At 57.8% G+C, this 16250-nt stretch carries 18 protein-coding genes; 9 read left to right on the top strand and 9 right to left on the bottom strand.

Annotated elements, in window-relative coordinates; genetic code table 11:
* Positions 1 to 13: 13 nt before the first annotated feature.
* Entirely contained in the window at positions 14 to 1213 is a 1200-nt protein-coding gene (gene tyrS / locus KVG95_RS17505; RefSeq protein WP_008008359.1) for a tyrosine--tRNA ligase, read from the bottom strand.
* A 210-nt stretch (positions 1214 to 1423) separates the two neighbouring features.
* Here tyrS and KVG95_RS17510 point away from each other — a divergent pair, with 210 nt between their 5' ends.
* Positions 1424 to 2860, top strand: a complete 1437-nt coding sequence (locus tag KVG95_RS17510; RefSeq protein ID WP_217857334.1) for a peptidoglycan DD-metalloendopeptidase family protein — start codon at positions 1424 to 1426, stop codon at positions 2858 to 2860.
* Positions 2861 to 2863: 3 nt separating this feature from the next.
* On the top strand, positions 2864 to 3955 hold the full coding sequence (locus KVG95_RS17515; RefSeq protein ID WP_217857335.1) for an anhydro-N-acetylmuramic acid kinase: 1092 nt from the start codon (positions 2864 to 2866) through the stop codon (positions 3953 to 3955).
* 72 nt (positions 3956 to 4027) lie between these two features.
* On the opposite strand, the gene erpA is transcribed toward KVG95_RS17515, so the two are convergent.
* Both erpA and argC read right to left on the bottom strand, forming a co-directional pair.
* Entirely contained in the window at positions 4028 to 4378 is a 351-nt protein-coding gene (erpA, locus tag KVG95_RS17520) for an iron-sulfur cluster insertion protein ErpA (RefSeq protein ID WP_007906865.1), read from the bottom strand.
* Between the two features lie 168 nt (positions 4379 to 4546).
* Positions 4547 to 5581 (bottom strand): N-acetyl-gamma-glutamyl-phosphate reductase, encoded by a 1035-nt coding sequence (argC, locus tag KVG95_RS17525; protein WP_217857336.1) that lies wholly within the window; start codon positions 5579 to 5581, stop codon positions 4547 to 4549.
* Between the two features lie 136 nt (positions 5582 to 5717).
* Between argC and hemJ the strand changes: the two genes are divergently transcribed.
* The 6 genes from hemJ to coq7 all read left to right on the top strand — a co-directional run bounded on the left by hemJ (position 5718) and on the right by coq7 (position 10345).
* The gene (gene hemJ, locus KVG95_RS17530) at positions 5718 to 6149 is read left to right on the top strand and encodes a protoporphyrinogen oxidase HemJ (RefSeq protein WP_007906869.1); all 432 of its coding nucleotides are present in this window, start codon (positions 5718 to 5720) and stop codon (positions 6147 to 6149) included.
* Positions 6150 to 6182: 33 nt separating this feature from the next.
* Entirely contained in the window at positions 6183 to 7151 is a 969-nt protein-coding gene (locus KVG95_RS17535; RefSeq protein WP_217857337.1) for an NAD(P)H-dependent flavin oxidoreductase, read from the top strand.
* A gap of 97 nt (positions 7152 to 7248) precedes the next feature.
* On the top strand, positions 7249 to 8226 hold the full coding sequence (locus KVG95_RS17540) for a DUF805 domain-containing protein (RefSeq protein ID WP_217857338.1): 978 nt from the start codon (positions 7249 to 7251) through the stop codon (positions 8224 to 8226).
* A 62-nt stretch (positions 8227 to 8288) separates the two neighbouring features.
* The gene (locus KVG95_RS17545) at positions 8289 to 9077 is read left to right on the top strand and encodes an SDR family NAD(P)-dependent oxidoreductase (RefSeq protein ID WP_217857339.1); all 789 of its coding nucleotides are present in this window, start codon (positions 8289 to 8291) and stop codon (positions 9075 to 9077) included.
* Positions 9078 to 9158: 81 nt separating this feature from the next.
* A complete protein-coding gene (locus KVG95_RS17550) occupies positions 9159 to 9497 on the top strand; it encodes a histidine triad nucleotide-binding protein (protein ID WP_217857340.1) in 339 nt (112 codons plus the stop codon).
* Between the two features lie 200 nt (positions 9498 to 9697).
* Positions 9698 to 10345 (top strand): 2-polyprenyl-3-methyl-6-methoxy-1,4-benzoquinone monooxygenase, encoded by a 648-nt coding sequence (gene coq7 / locus KVG95_RS17555; protein WP_008008345.1) that lies wholly within the window; start codon positions 9698 to 9700, stop codon positions 10343 to 10345.
* 179 nt (positions 10346 to 10524) lie between these two features.
* Here coq7 and speD read toward each other — a convergent pair whose 3' ends face one another.
* Both speD and KVG95_RS17565 read right to left on the bottom strand, forming a co-directional pair.
* The gene (speD, locus tag KVG95_RS17560) at positions 10525 to 11319 is read right to left on the bottom strand and encodes an adenosylmethionine decarboxylase (protein ID WP_052967182.1); all 795 of its coding nucleotides are present in this window, start codon (positions 11317 to 11319) and stop codon (positions 10525 to 10527) included.
* Positions 11320 to 11517: 198 nt separating this feature from the next.
* Entirely contained in the window at positions 11518 to 11940 is a 423-nt protein-coding gene (locus KVG95_RS17565) for an OsmC family protein (RefSeq protein ID WP_007941657.1), read from the bottom strand.
* Positions 11941 to 12187: 247 nt separating this feature from the next.
* Between KVG95_RS17565 and crp the strand changes: the two genes are divergently transcribed.
* A complete protein-coding gene (crp, locus tag KVG95_RS17570; RefSeq protein ID WP_052967181.1) occupies positions 12188 to 12832 on the top strand; it encodes a cAMP-activated global transcriptional regulator CRP in 645 nt (214 codons plus the stop codon).
* 38 nt (positions 12833 to 12870) lie between these two features.
* Here crp and KVG95_RS17575 read toward each other — a convergent pair whose 3' ends face one another.
* The 4 genes from KVG95_RS17575 to KVG95_RS17590 all read right to left on the bottom strand — a co-directional run bounded on the left by KVG95_RS17575 (position 12871) and on the right by KVG95_RS17590 (position 16206).
* Entirely contained in the window at positions 12871 to 13572 is a 702-nt protein-coding gene (locus KVG95_RS17575; protein WP_217857341.1) for a lipoate--protein ligase family protein, read from the bottom strand.
* 148 nt (positions 13573 to 13720) lie between these two features.
* Entirely contained in the window at positions 13721 to 14557 is an 837-nt protein-coding gene (gene trpC, locus KVG95_RS17580) for an indole-3-glycerol phosphate synthase TrpC (protein ID WP_217857342.1), read from the bottom strand.
* A complete protein-coding gene (gene trpD, locus KVG95_RS17585) occupies positions 14554 to 15603 on the bottom strand; it encodes an anthranilate phosphoribosyltransferase (RefSeq protein WP_052967178.1) in 1050 nt (349 codons plus the stop codon). Before trpD ends, trpC begins: the two co-directional genes overlap by 4 nt.
* A 9-nt stretch (positions 15604 to 15612) precedes the next feature.
* Positions 15613 to 16206: an aminodeoxychorismate/anthranilate synthase component II gene (locus tag KVG95_RS17590; protein ID WP_019650349.1), complete on the bottom strand. Its 594-nt coding sequence runs from the start codon at positions 16204 to 16206 to the stop codon at positions 15613 to 15615.
* Between the last annotated feature and the right edge of the window lie 44 nt (positions 16207 to 16250).

Here is a 16250-nt window from a genome sequence, read left to right on the forward strand (position 1 = left end):
CCTGATTTCAGCTTTATTCGGATTTGAGCGTAATACGCGCAAATGCCTTCTTCCCGGCCTGGCAAACATGGGTCGCGCCCAGTACGTATATAAAGGTGCGATCGACAACCTCACCATCTATACGCACACCACCAGAACCGAGAAGATCGCGCGCCACAGCGGAGTTCTTCACCAGGCCCGCCTTATTAAGGACAGCAGCAATCGGCATATCCTCGGCAGCGGTCAACTCGATCTCTGGCAGATCATCCGGCAGTTCACCGTCTTTCATACGATTGCCCGCCGCACGATGAGCATTGGCCGCAGCCTCTTCACCATGAAAGCGCGCAACGATCTCTTCGGCCAGCTTGATCTTGATGTCACGCGGATTCGCACCTGCCTCGACGTCAGCCCGGAAAGCATTGATCTCTTCCATGGAGCGGAAACTGAGCAATTCGAAGTAACGCCACATCAGCACATCCGGAATAGAGACCAGCTTGCCATACATGACACCCGGCGCCTCTTGGATGCCGACGTAGTTGCCCAACGACTTGGACATCTTCTTCACACCATCCAGACCTTCGAGCAACGGCATCGTCAGAATGCATTGAGCCTCCTGCCCATAACTACGCTGCAGCTCGCGCCCCATCAGCAGGTTGAACTTCTGATCGGTACCACCCAACTCGACATCCGCGCGCAACGCGACCGAGTCATAACCCTGAACCAGCGGATAGAGGAACTCGTGAATAGCAATTGGCTGATTGGTCGTGTAACGCTTATCGAAATCGTCGCGCTCGAGCATGCGAGCCACGGTGTATTGCGAAGTCAGGCGAATAAAGTCGGCTGGCCCCATCTGATCCATCCAGGTGGAGTTGAACGCCACTTCAGTCTTGGCCGGATCAAGAATCTTGAATACCTGAGTTTTGTAGGTCTCGGCATTCTCGAGAACCTGCTCACGGGTGAGCGGAGGACGTGTCGCACTCTTGCCGCTTGGATCACCGATCATCCCGGTGAAGTCACCTATAAGGAAGATCACCTGGTGACCCAGTTCCTGGAACTGGCGCAGCTTATTAATAAGCACGGTGTGACCCAGGTGCAAATCCGGCGCGGTCGGATCGAAGCCTGCCTTAATACGTAGCGGCTGGCCACGCTTGAGTTTCTCGATCAGCTCGGACTCGACCAACAGTTCTTCTGCACCACGTTTGATCAGCGCTAGCTGCTCTTCAACCGACTTCATAACAGACCCGCAAGGCTCAGATTCAAAGGGGAACAACCATACAAGATCGCGCACCAAATACAAGTTTTGCCCGGCGCACGGACGCCAATCCACGGACAGAGCGTTCGCAGACTTGCTTCAGAGATGATTTGGTTATATTTTATACAGTTATTTCGTCTTCATCATGTCATTCATCTTTTCCAATTCATCTTTTCAAAGTCAAAATTACCTATGACCACAGAACCGTCTAAAGCGCCTCCGCTTTACCCGAAGACCCACCTGCTTGCAGCAAGTGGCATCGCCGCCCTTCTCAGCCTGGCGCTTCTGGTATTCCCTTCCAGTGATGTTGAAGCCAAAAAGACGACCCTGAGTCTTGAACTGGAAAGCCCTGCAGAACAACTGACACAAGATCAAGACGCCGCCGAAGCCGTCCAAGCCACAAATGAGCCGGCAGCCTCCCCCTTCGCGCAGATCGAAAACAACGCCGAAGACACTCAGGAAACCGCCCAGGCCGCCCCCGCCCCCGCCCCTGCTCCCGCGCCAGTCGTAGAAGAGAAGAAGGCGCCAGGCCATAAGGAAGTGATTGTTAGCAAAGGCGACACTCTCTCGACTTTGTTCGAGAAAGTCGGCCTTCCGGTCACTTCGGTGCATGAAGTGCTGGCCAGCGACAAGCAGGCCAAGCAGTTCAGCCAGCTCAAACATGGCCAGAAGCTTGAGTTCGAACTGGACCCGGATGGCCAGCTGACCAACTTGCACAGCAAGGTCAGCGACATGGAAAGCATCAGCCTGACCAAGAATGACAAGGGTTATACGTTCAACCGCATTACCGCCAAGCCCACTGTTCGCTCCGCCTACGTTCATGGCGTGATCAACAGTTCGCTGTCGCAATCTGCCGCCCGGGCCGGTTTATCCCACAGCCTGACCATGGATATGGCTAGCGTGTTTGGCTATGACGTCGACTTCGCCCAGGATATTCGCCAAGGTGACGAGTTCGATGTGATCTATGAACAGAAGGTCGTCAACGGCAAAGCAATCGGCAACGGCCCGATCCTCTCCGCACGCTTCACCAACCGCGGCAAGACTTACACCGCGGTGCGCTACACCAACAAACAAGGCAACAGCAGCTACTACACGGCCGACGGTAACAGCATGCGCAAGGCGTTTATCCGTACTCCGGTAGACTTCGCCCGCATCAGCTCGAAATTCTCCATGGGCCGCAAGCACCCGATCCTGAACAAGATCCGCGCCCACAAGGGTGTCGATTACGCGGCACCACGCGGTACGCCGATCAAGGCTGCCGGTGACGGCAAAGTATTGTTGGCGGGTCGTCGCGGCGGTTACGGCAACACCGTGATCATCCAGCACGGCAATACCTACCGTACGCTGTACGGTCATATGCAGGGCTTCGCCAAAGGCATCAAGACTGGCGGCAGCGTCAAGCAAGGTCAGGTGATCGGTTACATCGGCACTACCGGCCTGTCCACCGGCCCGCACTTGCACTACGAGTTCCAGGTCAATGGCGTGCACGTCGACCCGCTGGGTCAGAAGGTGGCGATGGCCGATCCGATCTCCAAAGCCGAACGCGCACGCTTCCTCGCGCAAAGCCAACCGCTGATGGCGCGCATGGATCAAGAGAAAACTACCCAGCTGGCTTCGAGTAAACGTTAAGCCATGGCGCTCTATATAGGTGTGATGTCCGGGACCAGCCTTGATGGCTTGGACATTGCGTTGATCGAGCAAGCCCCGGCGATCAAGCTGATCGCCACCCATTACATCCCTATGCCTGATTCCCTGCGCGCCGAGCTGCTTGGCTTGTGCGCCAGCGGCCCGGACGAGATTGCCCGCTCCGCCATTGCCCAGCAGAACTGGGTGAAACTGGCCGCACAGGGCATTCACACCCTCCTCGACCAACAAAATCTGAAACCCGACGACATTCGCGCGATTGGCAGCCACGGCCAGACCATTCGCCATGAGCCGGCGCGCGGGTTTACGGTACAAATCGGCAACCCCGCCTTGCTCACCGAGCTGACCGGCATCACCGTGGTCAGCGATTTCCGCAGCCGCGATGTAGCCGCCGGCGGACAAGGCGCCCCACTGGTTCCAGCCTTTCACGAAGCCCTGTTTGAAGAACGGCCTGGCAATCGCGCGGTATTGAACGTCGGCGGGTTCAGCAACCTCAGCCTGATCGAACCCGGCAAGCCTGTTGCAGGGTTTGACTGCGGCCCCGGGAATGTCCTGCTGGATGCCTGGATTCACCAGCAACGCGGCGACAACTTTGATCGTGACGGTCAATGGGCCGCCAGCGGCAAGGTAGAACCGGTTCTGTTGAGCGAGCTGCTCAGTGATCCATTCTTCGTGACCCAAGGCCCGAAGAGCACCGGCCGCGAAGTGTTCAATCTGCCATGGCTGATGCAGCATCTGTCGCAGCTACCGACCTTCGCTGCCGAAGACGTACAGGCTACGCTGCTTGAGCTGACTGCGCTGACCATTGTCGAGTCATTGCAAAGCGCTCAATCGGATACACGGGAGCTGCTGGTTTGTGGTGGCGGCGCGCACAACGCCACGCTGATGAAGCGCTTGGCCAGTTTGTTGCCGAATGCGAAAGTCAGCAGCACTGCTGCTTACGGCGTAGACCCGGACTGGGTCGAAGCCATGGCCTTCGCCTGGCTGGCTCATTGCTGCCTGGAAGGTATCGCGGCCAACCGTCCGAGTGTCACCGGCGCCCGCGGCCTACGCGTACTCGGCGCCATCTACCCCGCCTGAGCCTGAACCCCAGACAGCAAAACGCCGCAGAGTCCTGAGATTCGCGGCGCCTGGTAATGCGGTGAGGTGCGATCAGATCGAGAACGAAGAGCCGCAGCCACACGTGGTGGTAGCGTTCGGGTTCTTGATCACGAAACGCGAACCTTCCAGACCTTCCTGGTAATCCACTTCGGCACCTGCCAGGTACTGGAAGCTCATTGGATCGACCACCAGGCTGACGCCTTCGCGCTCGACGATGGTGTCGTCATCGGCCACTTCTTCATCGAAGGTGAAGCCGTACTGAAACCCTGAACAACCGCCGCCCGTAACGAATACGCGCAGCTTCAAGCGATCATTCCCCTCTTCATCGACCAGGCTCTTCACCTTGTGCGCGGCACCGTGGGTGAATTGCAAAGCCGTGGGGGTGAAGGATTCGACGCTCATGCTGACTATCTCCCGGCGTTACGCCGCCATAATGCGTGATGACGCGCATTATCCGCTTCTCCCAGAAAATCGGTCAACTATTGTTACGGTATATCAATCAACCCAATTGTCAGACCAAAATGCAAAAAGGCCCGTTCGACGGGCCTTTTTGCTGAGCGGGATAAAGCCTTATGGCAGCATGCCGGCATGGGACAGGCCCAGACGCTCGTCCAGACCGAACAGGATATTCAGGTTCTGCACCGCCTGACCCGACGCGCCTTTGACCAGATTGTCGATCACCGACAACACCACCACCAGCTCACCATCCTGCGGACGATGCACGGCGATACGGCAAACGTTGGCGCCGCGCACGCTACGGGTTTCCGGATGGCTGCCGGCAGGCATTACATCGACGAACGGTTCGTTGGCATAGCGCTTTTCGAACAACGCTTGCAGATCCACCGAGCGATCCACGACAGTCGCGTAGAGCGTCGAGTGAATACCGCGAATCATTGGCGTCAGGTGCGGAACGAAGGTCAGCCCCACGTCCTTGCCCGCTGCACGACGCAGACCCTGGCGGATTTCCGGCAAATGACGGTGCCCTTTGACGGCGTAAGCCTTCATGCTTTCCGACGTCTCGGAGTACAACGAACCTACAGAAGCGCCACGACCGGCACCGCTGACGCCGGATTTGCAGTCTGCGATCAAACGAGTGGTATCTGCCAGACCGGCCTCAAGCAATGGCAGGAATCCCAATTGCGTGGCGGTCGGGTAGCAACCCGGCACAGCAATCAGCCGTGCTTGCTTGATTTGCTCGCGGTTAACTTCCGGCAAGCCGTAGACCGCCTCCTCCAACAGTTCCGGCGCGCCGTGCGGTTGGCCGTACCATTTGGCCCACTCATCGGCGTCTTGCAGGCGGAAGTCTGCCGACAGATCGATGACCTTGGTCCCGGCAGCCAGCAACTCACCCGCCAAGGCATGGGCGACACCGTGCGGTGTGGCGAAGAACACCACATCGCAGGCCCCGAGGGTCTTGATGTCCGGAACGCTGAAAGCCAGGCCGTCGTAGTGGCCTCGCAGGTTCGGGTACATGTCGGCCACGGCCAAGCCAGCCTCGGATCGGGAAGTGATCACTACCACTTCAGCTTGCGGATGCTGTGCCAACAGACGCAGCAGTTCGACACCGGTGTAACCCGTGCCGCCGACGATACCGACCTTGACCATAAACCTACCCTCAACGAACCCACTGGAAAGCCGTCGATAATAGGGGCCGCGCGGCTCTGCGACAACCGTCAAGGTGACGTGTGGCGGCTCAAGCCTCTACTATTCGCGCTACCGTGAACCCTGGGAATAACTAAAAATGCTTTATCTGTGGCTCAAAGCGCTTCATATCGTCAGCATGGTCTGCTGGTTTGCCGGCCTGTTTTACCTGCCGCGCCTGTTCGTCTATCACGCTCAAAGCGAAGACACCGTCAGCAAGGAACGCTTCAGTATCATGGAGCGCAAGCTGTACCGGGGCATCATGGGCCCGGCGATGATCGCCACCCTGGTGTTCGGCATCTGGCTGATCAGCCTCAACCCAAGCGCCTACTTCACTCAAGGTGCATGGATGCATGCCAAATTGACCCTTGTGGTAATCCTGATCGGCTATCACCACATGTGCGGTGCACAGGTAAAACGTTTTGCCCGTGGCGAAAACACCCGCAGCCATGTCTTTTATCGCTGGTTCAATGAAGTGCCGGTTCTGATATTGCTGGCTATCGTAATTCTGGTCGTCGTTCGGCCGTTTTAATCCAACAAGCATAATTCACCCGGGGTACTTCCAATGTCGCTGCCCGCTTTGCTCGAACAACGTTTGCGTCTGCCCGTGGTGGCAGCGCCGATGTTCCTGATCTCCAACCCTGAGCTGGTGCTCGCCTGCTGCCGTAATGGCGTGGTGGGCAGCTTTCCCGCGCTGAACCAGCGTGAGAGCAGCGGTTTCAAGGCCTGGCTGGAAGAAATCGAAGCAGGACTGGCGATACTGGAAAACCCTGCGCCTTACGCGGTGAACCTGATCGTCCACAACAGCAACCCGCGATTGCAGGCGGATCTGGCGATCTGCATCGAGCACAAAGTACCAATCGTGATCACCAGCCTCGGCGCCGTGAAAGAATTGGTCGACGCCGTGCATGGCTACGGAGGCCTGGTATTTCATGACGTGACAACCCGTCGCCACGCGGAAAAAGCCGCTGAAGCAGGTGTTGACGGTTTGATTGCCGTGGCCGCGGGCGCCGGTGGTCACGCCGGGACCTGGAGCCCGTTTTCGCTGATCGCCGAGATTCGCCAGTTTTTCGACAAGACCCTGCTGCTGGCCGGTTGCCTGAACCATGGCCATGAAATTCTTGCCGCGCAAGTGCTCGGCGCGGATTTGGCCTACTTCGGTACGCGATTTATCGGCACCACTGAAAGTCATGCACCTGACGCGTATAAGGAGATGCTCCTGACTTCCAGAGCCGCAGATATCATCCATACTCCAGCGGTATCGGGAGTACCGGCAAGTTTCATGCGTCGGAGCCTGGAGGCCGCCGGTTTCGACATGGCAACCCTACAAGGCAAGGGCGAGGTGAATTTCGGCTCCAAGCTCAAGCCATTGAGCGACGAAGCCAAAGCCTGGAAAACCGTGTGGTCCGCAGGCCAGGGTGTCGGAGAAATCGATGACCTGCCGGGTGTCGATCAACTGGTCGCACGTCTCGATGCCGAATACCGCAAGGCGCTGGAACTGGCGGCGGCGTTGCCCAAGCGCTGGCCGCGCTGACAGAAAAACTTGGCCAGCCCAATCCGGCTGGCCCTACACTCCATACTTGCAACACCGTCTATTACAAACAAACTCTCGCGACAAGGATGCCTCGGCCATGAGCGAAAACCGTTTCAAGATCGTCTTCGATGGCGCTCTGCAGCCAGGTGTTGACGCCACCACCGCGAAGCTCAATCTCGCCGAGCTGTTCAAAAGCGATGTCGCGGCTATCGAGCGCCTATTCAGTGGCCGGACAGTTGCACTCAAGCGCGACCTGTCACACGCCGACGCGCAGACTTACCTTCAGGCGCTGACGAAAACCGGCATCGATGCCCGAATCGAAACAGAACCCTCGATCGAGCTGAACCTGTCCGATGTTCACGAACACGCCCCTGCCAATAACCAACCTGTCACGGCAGATCCCGATTCTCCCTATGCACCGCCCCGAGCCTCTGTCGGCGAAGCACTGCCGGAGTTTTCTGCACTCAAGGCATTCAGTTTCGTTGGCCGCATCGGTCGCTTGCGCTTTCTGGCCTGGACGATGGCGCTTACGCTGGTGACGCTTGGCGTTGGTGCCGTGCTGGCTATTTTCGGCTTCGCGCTCATTAGCACGGACTCCACTGCTGGCTTGGTCCTCGCGGGTCTGCTGGCCTTTATCCTGGTCGTGGTGCTCGCATTCATCAGCATCCAGTTCAGTGTGCAGCGCCTGCACGATATTGGCTGGTCCGGCTGGCTCTGGCTGCTGAACCTTGTACCGGTCGTGGGCAGCGTTTTTCCGTTTGTAATAATGATCGTGCCGGGTAACAACACGGCCAACCGATATGGCGCACCACCACCGCCCAACAGCAACGCGGTCAGGGTGCTGGCTTCGCTGTGGCTGGTGTTTATCGCGCTCATGTTTGTGGGCGGGCTGACTGGAGGCCTCACCGCGATCCAGGATGAGTACGAAAGCGCCACCGAGAGCACCTATAAAAGCAGCTCGGTGATCACCGACGAAGTTGAAGTCGAGCCGGCCGAAGAGGCCGAACAAGCACCAAATTCATCCGATGATGCAGCCGAAGCAGCCGAGGCCCCTGTAGACTCTGCGAAAGAATGAACAGCGCTCCCCGCCCGTGACACCTGCGTCGCCGGCGCGGAGCTGTTGCGATGGAGAACTGCATGACCCGTTACGCTCTGATCACTGGCGCTTCCAGCGGCATCGGCCTGGCGATGGCCGAAGCGCTGGCCCGGCGCGGCCGCAGCCTGATTCTGGTGGCCCGACAGCGTGATCAGCTGGAAAGCATTGCGATCGAACTGACTCAACGTTTTGGTGTGGAGGTGCTGTTTCGCGCCTGTGATCTGGGTGAGCCGCTGAGGCTGTCCGGATTTTTGCTGGAGCTGGAGGAAGGCGATCGGCAAATCGATTTGCTGGTCAACTGTGCCGGCATCGGTACCTGCGGTCCGTTCCTGGCCCAGGACTGGATGACCGAGCAGGACTTGATCGAAGTGAACATCCTGGCCCTCACTCGCTTGTGCCATGCCATCGGCAACAGCATGGCCCTGCAGGGCGGCGGGCAGATTCTGAACGTCGCCTCGGTCGCGGCGTTCCATCCCGGCCCCTGGATGAGCACTTACTACGCCAGCAAGGCTTACGTACTGCATTTTTCCGAAGGTTTACGCGTCGAACTGAAGAAATGTGCGGTCAAGGTATCGGTGCTCTGCCCCGGCCCGACCCGCACGGCGTTTTTCCGCACCGCGCAACTGGACACCGACAAACTGGTCGAGAGCAAACTGCTGATGACTCCAGAAGAAGTCGCGCTCTATACCGTGCGCGCGCTGGCGAAAAATCGCGCCATTATTATCCCCGGTCGCCTGAATCGCTGGTTCGCGTTCCTGCCGCGGCTCGGCTCACGCTGGCTGACCCGGACAATCGCGGGCATGGTCAACAAAGCCTATTGCCCGCGCTGATCAATCCTCAAGGCAAAAGGCTGGGCTCTGAGATAACCCATGGTTACACTCAGGCCAGCCCAAACAACGGAGAAAACAGCTGTGGATACTCTGTTCACCAAGATCATCAACCGGGAAATCCCGGCGAAGATCATTTACGAGGACGACCAGGTACTGGCCTTCCACGACATCGCGCCACAGGCACCGGTGCATTTTCTGGTGATCCCGAAAAAAGCGGTGCGCACGCTTAACGACCTGACCGAGGACGACAAGGCATTGGCTGGGCATATTCTGTTCACTGCCCAGCGTCTGGCCTTGGAACTGGGTTGCGAAGAGGGCTTCCGCCTGGTCATGAATTGCAATCCACTAGGTGGGCAGACCGTCTATCACATACATATGCATGTATTGGGTCAGCGCCAGATGCACTGGCCGCCGGGCTGATCCACCATCCTACCCCTGTAGGAGCGAGCGGTGCGGCGATCCGACTTGCCCGCGAAGGCGTCCTCAAGTGCGCCAAAAGCTTCGCGGGCAAGCCTCGCTCCTACAGGATTGGTGTCGCTCCCACCGGAAATGACTCGGCGCAAACCCTCCCCCGGCCGATTGGGTTAAACTGGCCGCCGAGATTCTTCCCGGAGGTCAGCATGACTACCCAACGTCACTACTCGCCGATTGACCGTCTTCTGCTGCAAGCCGATGCCGCGATGCGGACTTTGTTGCCTTTCAGTGGTCAGCCCTACCGTCCGTCGCCGGCCATCGTGCAGCCGGATGCGCAAATGAGCGACGAGGACACCCGACATGTCGCCGGCTTGATGCGCATCAACCATACCGGTGAAGTCTGCGCCCAGGCGCTGTATCAAGGTCAGGCCCTGACCGCCAAACTGCCGAAAGTGCGCGCCGCCATGGAGCACGCCGCCGAAGAAGAAATCGACCATCTGGTCTGGTGCGAACAACGCATTCATCAGCTGGGTAGCCATACCAGCATCCTCAATCCGCTGTTCTACGGCATGTCGTTCGGGATTGGCGCGGTTGCCGGGTTGATCAGCGACAAAGTCAGCCTGGGTTTCGTTGCTGCCACCGAGCATCAGGTCTGCAAACACCTGAACGAACACCTTGAGCAACTGCCAGCCGAGGACGAAAAATCCCGGGCGATCCTGGAGCAGATGCGTATCGATGAAGAGCATCATGCTGAAAGTGCGCTGGATGCGGGTGGATTTCGTTTTCCGGCGCCGGTGAAGTTCGGGATGAGTTTGTTGGCCAAGGTGATGACGAAGAGTACTTATCGGATCTGACGGAAGCGTCTTCAGATCGGGCCTCTTCGCGAGCAAGCCCGCTCCCACAGTAGTTCTGTGAACACAGTTCCATGTGGGAGCGGGATTGCTCGCGAAGGCCATAGCACGGTCTGTCTGACAGACAGCAATAAAAAAGGCGATTACCGCAAGGTAGTCGCCTTTTTTTGTACTCGAAGATCTTAGTTTGGCATGTTGCGCGCGTAGAAGATTTCGAGCATTTCGTGTTTCACACGCTCAGTCACCAAGGCACGTTGCTCAGAGGACAGGTTGCTGGTGGCGTCGCCGAACAGGTAGTTATCCAGTTCGAAGTGCTTCAACAGCATTTTGGTGTGGAACAGGTTTTCCTGATACACGTTCACATCAGTCATCTGGTACGCGTCGCGGGTGTCTTCGGACAAGTAGTTCTGGATCGAGTTAATCTCGTGGTCGATGAAGTGCTTCTTGCCTTCAACATCACGGGTGAAGCCGCGCACGCGGTAATCCACGGTCACGATGTCTGAATCGAACTGGTGAATCAGGAAATTGAGTGCTTTGAGCGGTGAAATGACGCCACAGGTCGACACGTCGATGTCCACACGGAACGTCGCGATACCGTCCACCGGATGGATTTCCGGGTAGGTGTGCACCGTGATGTGGCTCTTGTCGAGGTGGGCCAGGATGATTTCGGGTAACGGCCCCGGAGACTCTTCGATCTGACTGTCGGTCGGGGTCACCGGCTCTTCAGAGATCAGAATCGTGACGCTGGCGCCCTGGGGTTCATAGTCCTGACTGGCGATGTTCAGGATGTTGGCACCAATGATATCGACAACTTCTGTGAGGATCTGCGTCAGGCGCTTGGCGTTGTACTCTTTATTGATGTACTCGACGTAAGCCTGTTGGTCTTGCGGGGTTTCCGCGTAGCAGATGTCATAGATATTGAAGCTCAAGGTCTTTGTCAGGTTATTGAACCCGTGGAGCTTGAGTTTGCTTTTCACCGTTAAAACTCTCTATGTATTGCGGGCTGGCCGCGTGATCAAGCATGCCCGTCAGATGCGAACGACGCACCTGCGTAGGACGGTTAACACCTCTTCGCGATGGCGATTTTGTTTTTTCTGTTCAGGAAAGCGACCTGTGCAGACGTCAGCGATGGATCGCCAGAGTCTGCACCGCTTTTATGATAGTTGAATGTCGATTCAACCGAGTTCGATGATTTCGTAGTCGTGGGTAATCGCCACGCCAGCCGCGCCGAGCATGATCGAGGCCGAGCAATACTTCTCTGCAGACAGCTCAATGGCGCGCTTGACCTGGGCTTCTTTCAGCCCGCGGCCCTTGACCACGAAGTGCATGTGGATCTTGGTGAAAACCTTCGGATCTTCGGTCGCACGCTCGGCTTCGAGGAAGGCTTCGCAGCTTTCGACGGCCTGACGGGACTTCTTGAGGATGCTGACCACATCAAAATTGCTGCAACCGCCAACACCCAGCAGAAGCATTTCCATCGGCCGGACACCCAGGTTACGACCGCCGGCATCGGGCGGACCGTCCATGACCACGACATGACCGCTGCCGGATTCGCCGAGGAACATGGCTTCGCCAGCCCATTGGATGCGTGCCTTCATCGCCAAGACTCCACTGTATAAAAAAGGGTCGCCAGCTTAGCACAGGGCCCTTGATTGGCAGCGCTTCGCCTTCCTAGGACATAGCCATCTGCGTCGTAGGCAAATTCTCGAATCTTGAAGGAATGCGTCTGTTAAGCTGACGCCAATTCAATGGCGAATAGCCAGCTTTGCAGCGAATAAAAAAGATCGCAGGCTTCGCCAGCTCCTATAAAAAACAAACACCGTGCAGTCTTTTCGGGATACAACCATGGTTGCTATTACTCCCACACCCAAAATCAAGAACCTCGACAAACTGTTGATGCATTGCCAGCGCCGTCGCTATGCAGCCAAGAGCAACATCATTTGTGCAGGTGACCGCTCGGACACGCTGTTTTTCATCATCAAAGGTTCGGTAACCATCCTGATTGAGGATGACGACGGCCGTGAAATGATCATTGCCTACCTCAATTCCGGCGACTTTTTCGGCGAGCTGGGTCTGTTTGAGCAAGCCGGCCTGGAACAGGAACGCAGCGCTTGGGTGCGCGCCAAGGTCGAGTGCGATGTCGCGGAAATCAGCTACGCAAAATTCCGCGAGTTGTCCCAACAAGATCCAGACATTCTTTACGTGCTCAGCGGACAAATCGCACAGCGCCTGCGCAATACCACGCGTAAGGTCGGCGACCTGGCGTTCTTCGACGTGACCGGTCGCGTTGCGCGCTGCCTGCTGGAACTGTGCAAGCAGCCTGACGCCATGACCCACCCGGACGGCATGCAAATCAAGGTGACCCGTCAGGAAATCGGCCGGATTGTCGGTTGTTCCCGTGAGATGGTCGGCCGTGTGCTCAAGGATCTGGAAGAGCGCAACCTGGTCAACGTCAAAGGCAAGACCATGGTGGTCTTCGGTACGCGCTAAGCTCGAAAACTTAAGCTCGAAAACTTAAGTTCCTAAACTTAAGCCCCGAGCATTTCAACCAGCAACTGTCGGTACAGCGCATCGAGCCGTTCCAGCGCCTCAGGAGCGGCAAACTTTTCATGCAGGGCAATGTGGCTTTCAGCGCGAACCCGCTGTTCCAGGCCACAGGCTTCATTGAAGCGATTGACCGCCGCGACCATCGTCTCTCGTTCGTCATCGATCAACATCGCCCCATGCACCAGACCGACCGGACGCTGACCGCCCTTGCTCTGGCGCCAACGCTGGGCGGTGCCGACCATCTTTCGACCATCGAGGTTAACGTTGAAACGGCCGTCGCAGAACGCGCCCTCGATTTCGCCCAACGACGAAGTGCCGCCCAGCTCATCCAGTAACTGACAGATCGGATCGCACAGACGCCGGTAGCCGGTTTCGATGCGGTTCAGATCGCCTTCGCTGCGCGGTGGGGCATAAACCAGTGCGATGTTGATGGTCGATGCCGATTGCGGCACCGGCTCACCGCCGGTTTCACGCAGCAGTACCGGCCAGCCGGCGGCAGCAGATATTTCGCACGCGGCGTCGAACAGTGGCAAACGATTCAAGCGACGGGGCATGACCAACGCGCGGTCAGTGGGTTGCCAGAACAGCAGACCGAACTCCGACTCACCGGTGCACACATGGGCCAGCAGATCCTGTTCGGCGAGCAGGCCGGCTTCGATGGTCAGAGGGGTTGGTGAGGTCATAAGGTATTCCATAGGACGGTCAGTCTGTGGTGCATCTTATGCCGCCTTCGCGAGCAAGCCCGCTCCCACATTTGAACCGCGTTGTCTGGCTGAACGCGGGCTAATGTGGGAGCGGGCTTGCTCGCGAAGGGAGCGCCCCGATTTTCAATCAGTCGAGCGTAGAACCGCTCACTGGAATGCCACGCTCGGGAAAGAACAGGCGCTGCAATTCCGTACCCGGGCTTTCAGCACGCATGAACGCTTCGCCGACCAGGAACGCATACACATCGCTGATTTCCATCAGCTCGACATCGGCCCGATTGAGAATGCCACTCTCGGTGATCACCAGACGATCACGCGGGATGCGCGGCAACAGGTCGAGGGTGGTTTCCAGATTGACGTCGAAGGTGTGCAGGTTGCGGTTATTCACACCCACCAGCGGCGTGTCGAGGGTTTTCAAGGCCCGCTCCAGCTCGTCGCCATCGTGGACTTCCACCAGCACATCAAGACCGACGCTTTTGGCCACGGCAGCCAACTCGGCCATCTTCACGTCGTCCAGTGCGGAGACGATCAACAGCACGCAGTCAGCGCCCAGAGCCCGGGATTCGACGATCTGGTAAGGATCGATCATGAAGTCCTTGCGGATCACCGGCAACTTGCACGCCGCCCGAGCCTGCTGCAGATACGCATCGGCGCCCTGGAAGTAATCGATGTCGGTGAGCACCGACAGGCAAGTGGCCCCGCCCTTTTCGTAACTTCTGGCAATGTCCGCAGGCACGAAGTTCTCGCGAATCACGCCTTTACTTGGCGAAGCCTTCTTGATTTCAGCAATGACCGCTGGCTGTTTCGTCTTGGCCTGATCGATCAATGCCTTGGCGAAACCACGGGGTGCATCGGCCGCCTTGGTCAGATTTTCCAGCTCCGCGAGACTCACACGAGCGCGACGCTCGGCGACTTCCTGAACTTTGCGGGCCAGAATATTTTCCAGAACCGTCGGTAAACTCATCCCTCATTCTCCACTTTGAATACCGCGGTAAATGCACCCAATTCCTCAAGTTTTTCCCGAGCGAGGCCTGTGTGCAGCGCATCGTGCGCCAGGGCAACGCCTTCTTTCAAACTGCTGGCATGGTCGGCGGCGTACAACGCGGCGCCGGCATTAAGCACAATCATCTCTGCGGCTTTCTGACCGTTCTCGGTCTTGCGCTTGCCCAGAGCATCGCGAATCAGCTCAAGGGAGGCCGCCGGGCTTTCCACCGCCAGACCGTGCAGACTCTGGCTCTTCATCCCCAAGTCTTCGGGTTCGACCCAATACTCGGTGATCTGGTCGTTCTTCAATTCCGCCACAAAGGTCGGTGCCGCCAGACTGAACTCGTCCAGGCCATCCTTCGAGTGCACCACCAGTACGTGCTTGCTGCCCAGACGTTGCAAGACTTCGGCCAATGGCCGGCACAACGCCTGACTGAACACACCCACCACCTGATGTTTCACACCGGCCGGATTCGTAAGCGGGCCGAGCATGTTGAACAGCGTGCGCAAGCCCAGCTCGCGGCGGGGGCCGGCGGCGTGCTTCATGGCGCTGTGGTGGGTCTGGGCAAACATGAAACCGATGCCGACGTGGTCGATGCAACGCGCCACCTGAACCGGCGTCAGGTTCAGGTAGATACCCGCGGCTTCCAGCAAGTCGGCACTGCCGCTTTTGCCCGACACCGCACGGTTACCGTGCTTGGCTACGGTGCAACCGGCTGCGGCGACCACGAACGAGGAAGCCGTGGAGACGTTGAAAATGTTCGCACCGTCGCCGCCGGTGCCGACCACATCGACCACGCCGTCGAGGGTATTGAGTTCAACCTTGTCCGCCAACTCGCGCATCGCCGTCACGGCGCCGACGATCTCATCGATGCTTTCGCTCTTCATGCGCATGGCCATCATGAACGCGCCGATCTGCGCGTCCGTACATTGCCCGGTCATGATTTCGCGCATGACATCGCGCATCTCATCGGTACTGAGGTCGAGGTGGCCGACGATACGGCTCAGGGCTGTCTTGATATCCATGGAAAGTCCTTAGCGCGTGCCGCCGGTTTGTTTGAGGAAGTTGGCGAACAGCTCGTGCCCCTGTTCGGTGAGGATAGACTCAGGGTGGAATTGCACACCTTCGATGTTCAGCGTCTTGTGGCGCAGCCCCATGATCTCGTCGACCGAGCCGTCTTCAAGCTGGGTCCAGGCGGTCAGTTCCAGGCAATCGGGCAGGGTTTCGCGCTTGACGATCAGCGAGTGATAGCGGGTGACCGTCAGCGGGCGATTCAGGCCTTCGAATACGCCCTTATCCTCGTGGAATACCGGGCTAGTCTTACCGTGCATGACTTGACGGGCACGGACCACATCGCCACCAAAGGCTTGGCCGATGGACTGGTGACCCAGGCAAACGCCGAGAATCGGCAGCTTGCCGGCGAAGTGCTTGATCGCTTCGATGGAAATACCGGCTTCGGTCGGGGTGCAAGGACCGGGCGACACGACAATGCGCTCAGGCTTGAGGGCTTCGATTTCGGCAATGGTGAGTTCATCGTTGCGCACGACTTTGACCTCGGAGCCCAGCTCGCCAAGGTATTGCACAACGTTGTAAGTAAAAGAGTCGTAGTTATCGATCATCAGCAACATGGCGTTAAGAACCTCTTGAATTTACTGACTTTGAATACAGCCTT

It is taken from the genome of Pseudomonas farris (assembly GCF_019145235.1).
Lineage (GTDB): Bacteria > Pseudomonadota > Gammaproteobacteria > Pseudomonadales > Pseudomonadaceae > Aquipseudomonas > Aquipseudomonas farris.

Bases quoted from the DNA above. Each gene is read 5' to 3' on its own strand.
- KVG95_RS17540 (WP_217857338.1), top strand. From the start codon at position 7,249: ATGAGCGAAAACCGTTTCAAGATCGTCTTCGATGGCGCTCTGCAGCCA.
- trpD (WP_052967178.1), bottom strand. From the start codon at position 15,603: ATGGATATCAAGACAGCCCTGAGCCGTATCGTCGGCCACCTCGACCTC.
- trpC (WP_217857342.1), bottom strand. From the start codon at position 14,557: ATGAGTTTACCGACGGTTCTGGAAAATATTCTGGCCCGCAAAGTTCAG.
- KVG95_RS17575 (WP_217857341.1), bottom strand. From the start codon at position 13,572: ATGACCTCACCAACCCCTCTGACCATCGAAGCCGGCCTGCTCGCCGAA.
- KVG95_RS17515 (WP_217857335.1), top strand. From the start codon at position 2,864: ATGGCGCTCTATATAGGTGTGATGTCCGGGACCAGCCTTGATGGCTTG.
- crp (WP_052967181.1), top strand. From the start codon at position 12,188: ATGGTTGCTATTACTCCCACACCCAAAATCAAGAACCTCGACAAACTG.
- KVG95_RS17535 (WP_217857337.1), top strand. From the start codon at position 6,183: ATGTCGCTGCCCGCTTTGCTCGAACAACGTTTGCGTCTGCCCGTGGTG.
- argC (WP_217857336.1), bottom strand. From the start codon at position 5,581: ATGGTCAAGGTCGGTATCGTCGGCGGCACGGGTTACACCGGTGTCGAA.
- KVG95_RS17565 (WP_007941657.1), bottom strand. From the start codon at position 11,940: ATGAAGGCACGCATCCAATGGGCTGGCGAAGCCATGTTCCTCGGCGAA.
- KVG95_RS17510 (WP_217857334.1), top strand. From the start codon at position 1,424: ATGACCACAGAACCGTCTAAAGCGCCTCCGCTTTACCCGAAGACCCAC.
- hemJ (WP_007906869.1), top strand. From the start codon at position 5,718: ATGCTTTATCTGTGGCTCAAAGCGCTTCATATCGTCAGCATGGTCTGC.
- KVG95_RS17545 (WP_217857339.1), top strand. From the start codon at position 8,289: ATGACCCGTTACGCTCTGATCACTGGCGCTTCCAGCGGCATCGGCCTG.
- erpA (WP_007906865.1), bottom strand. From the start codon at position 4,378: ATGAGCGTCGAATCCTTCACCCCCACGGCTTTGCAATTCACCCACGGT.
- coq7 (WP_008008345.1), top strand. From the start codon at position 9,698: ATGACTACCCAACGTCACTACTCGCCGATTGACCGTCTTCTGCTGCAA.
- KVG95_RS17590 (WP_019650349.1), bottom strand. From the start codon at position 16,206: ATGTTGCTGATGATCGATAACTACGACTCTTTTACTTACAACGTTGTG.
- tyrS (WP_008008359.1), bottom strand. From the start codon at position 1,213: ATGAAGTCGGTTGAAGAGCAGCTAGCGCTGATCAAACGTGGTGCAGAA.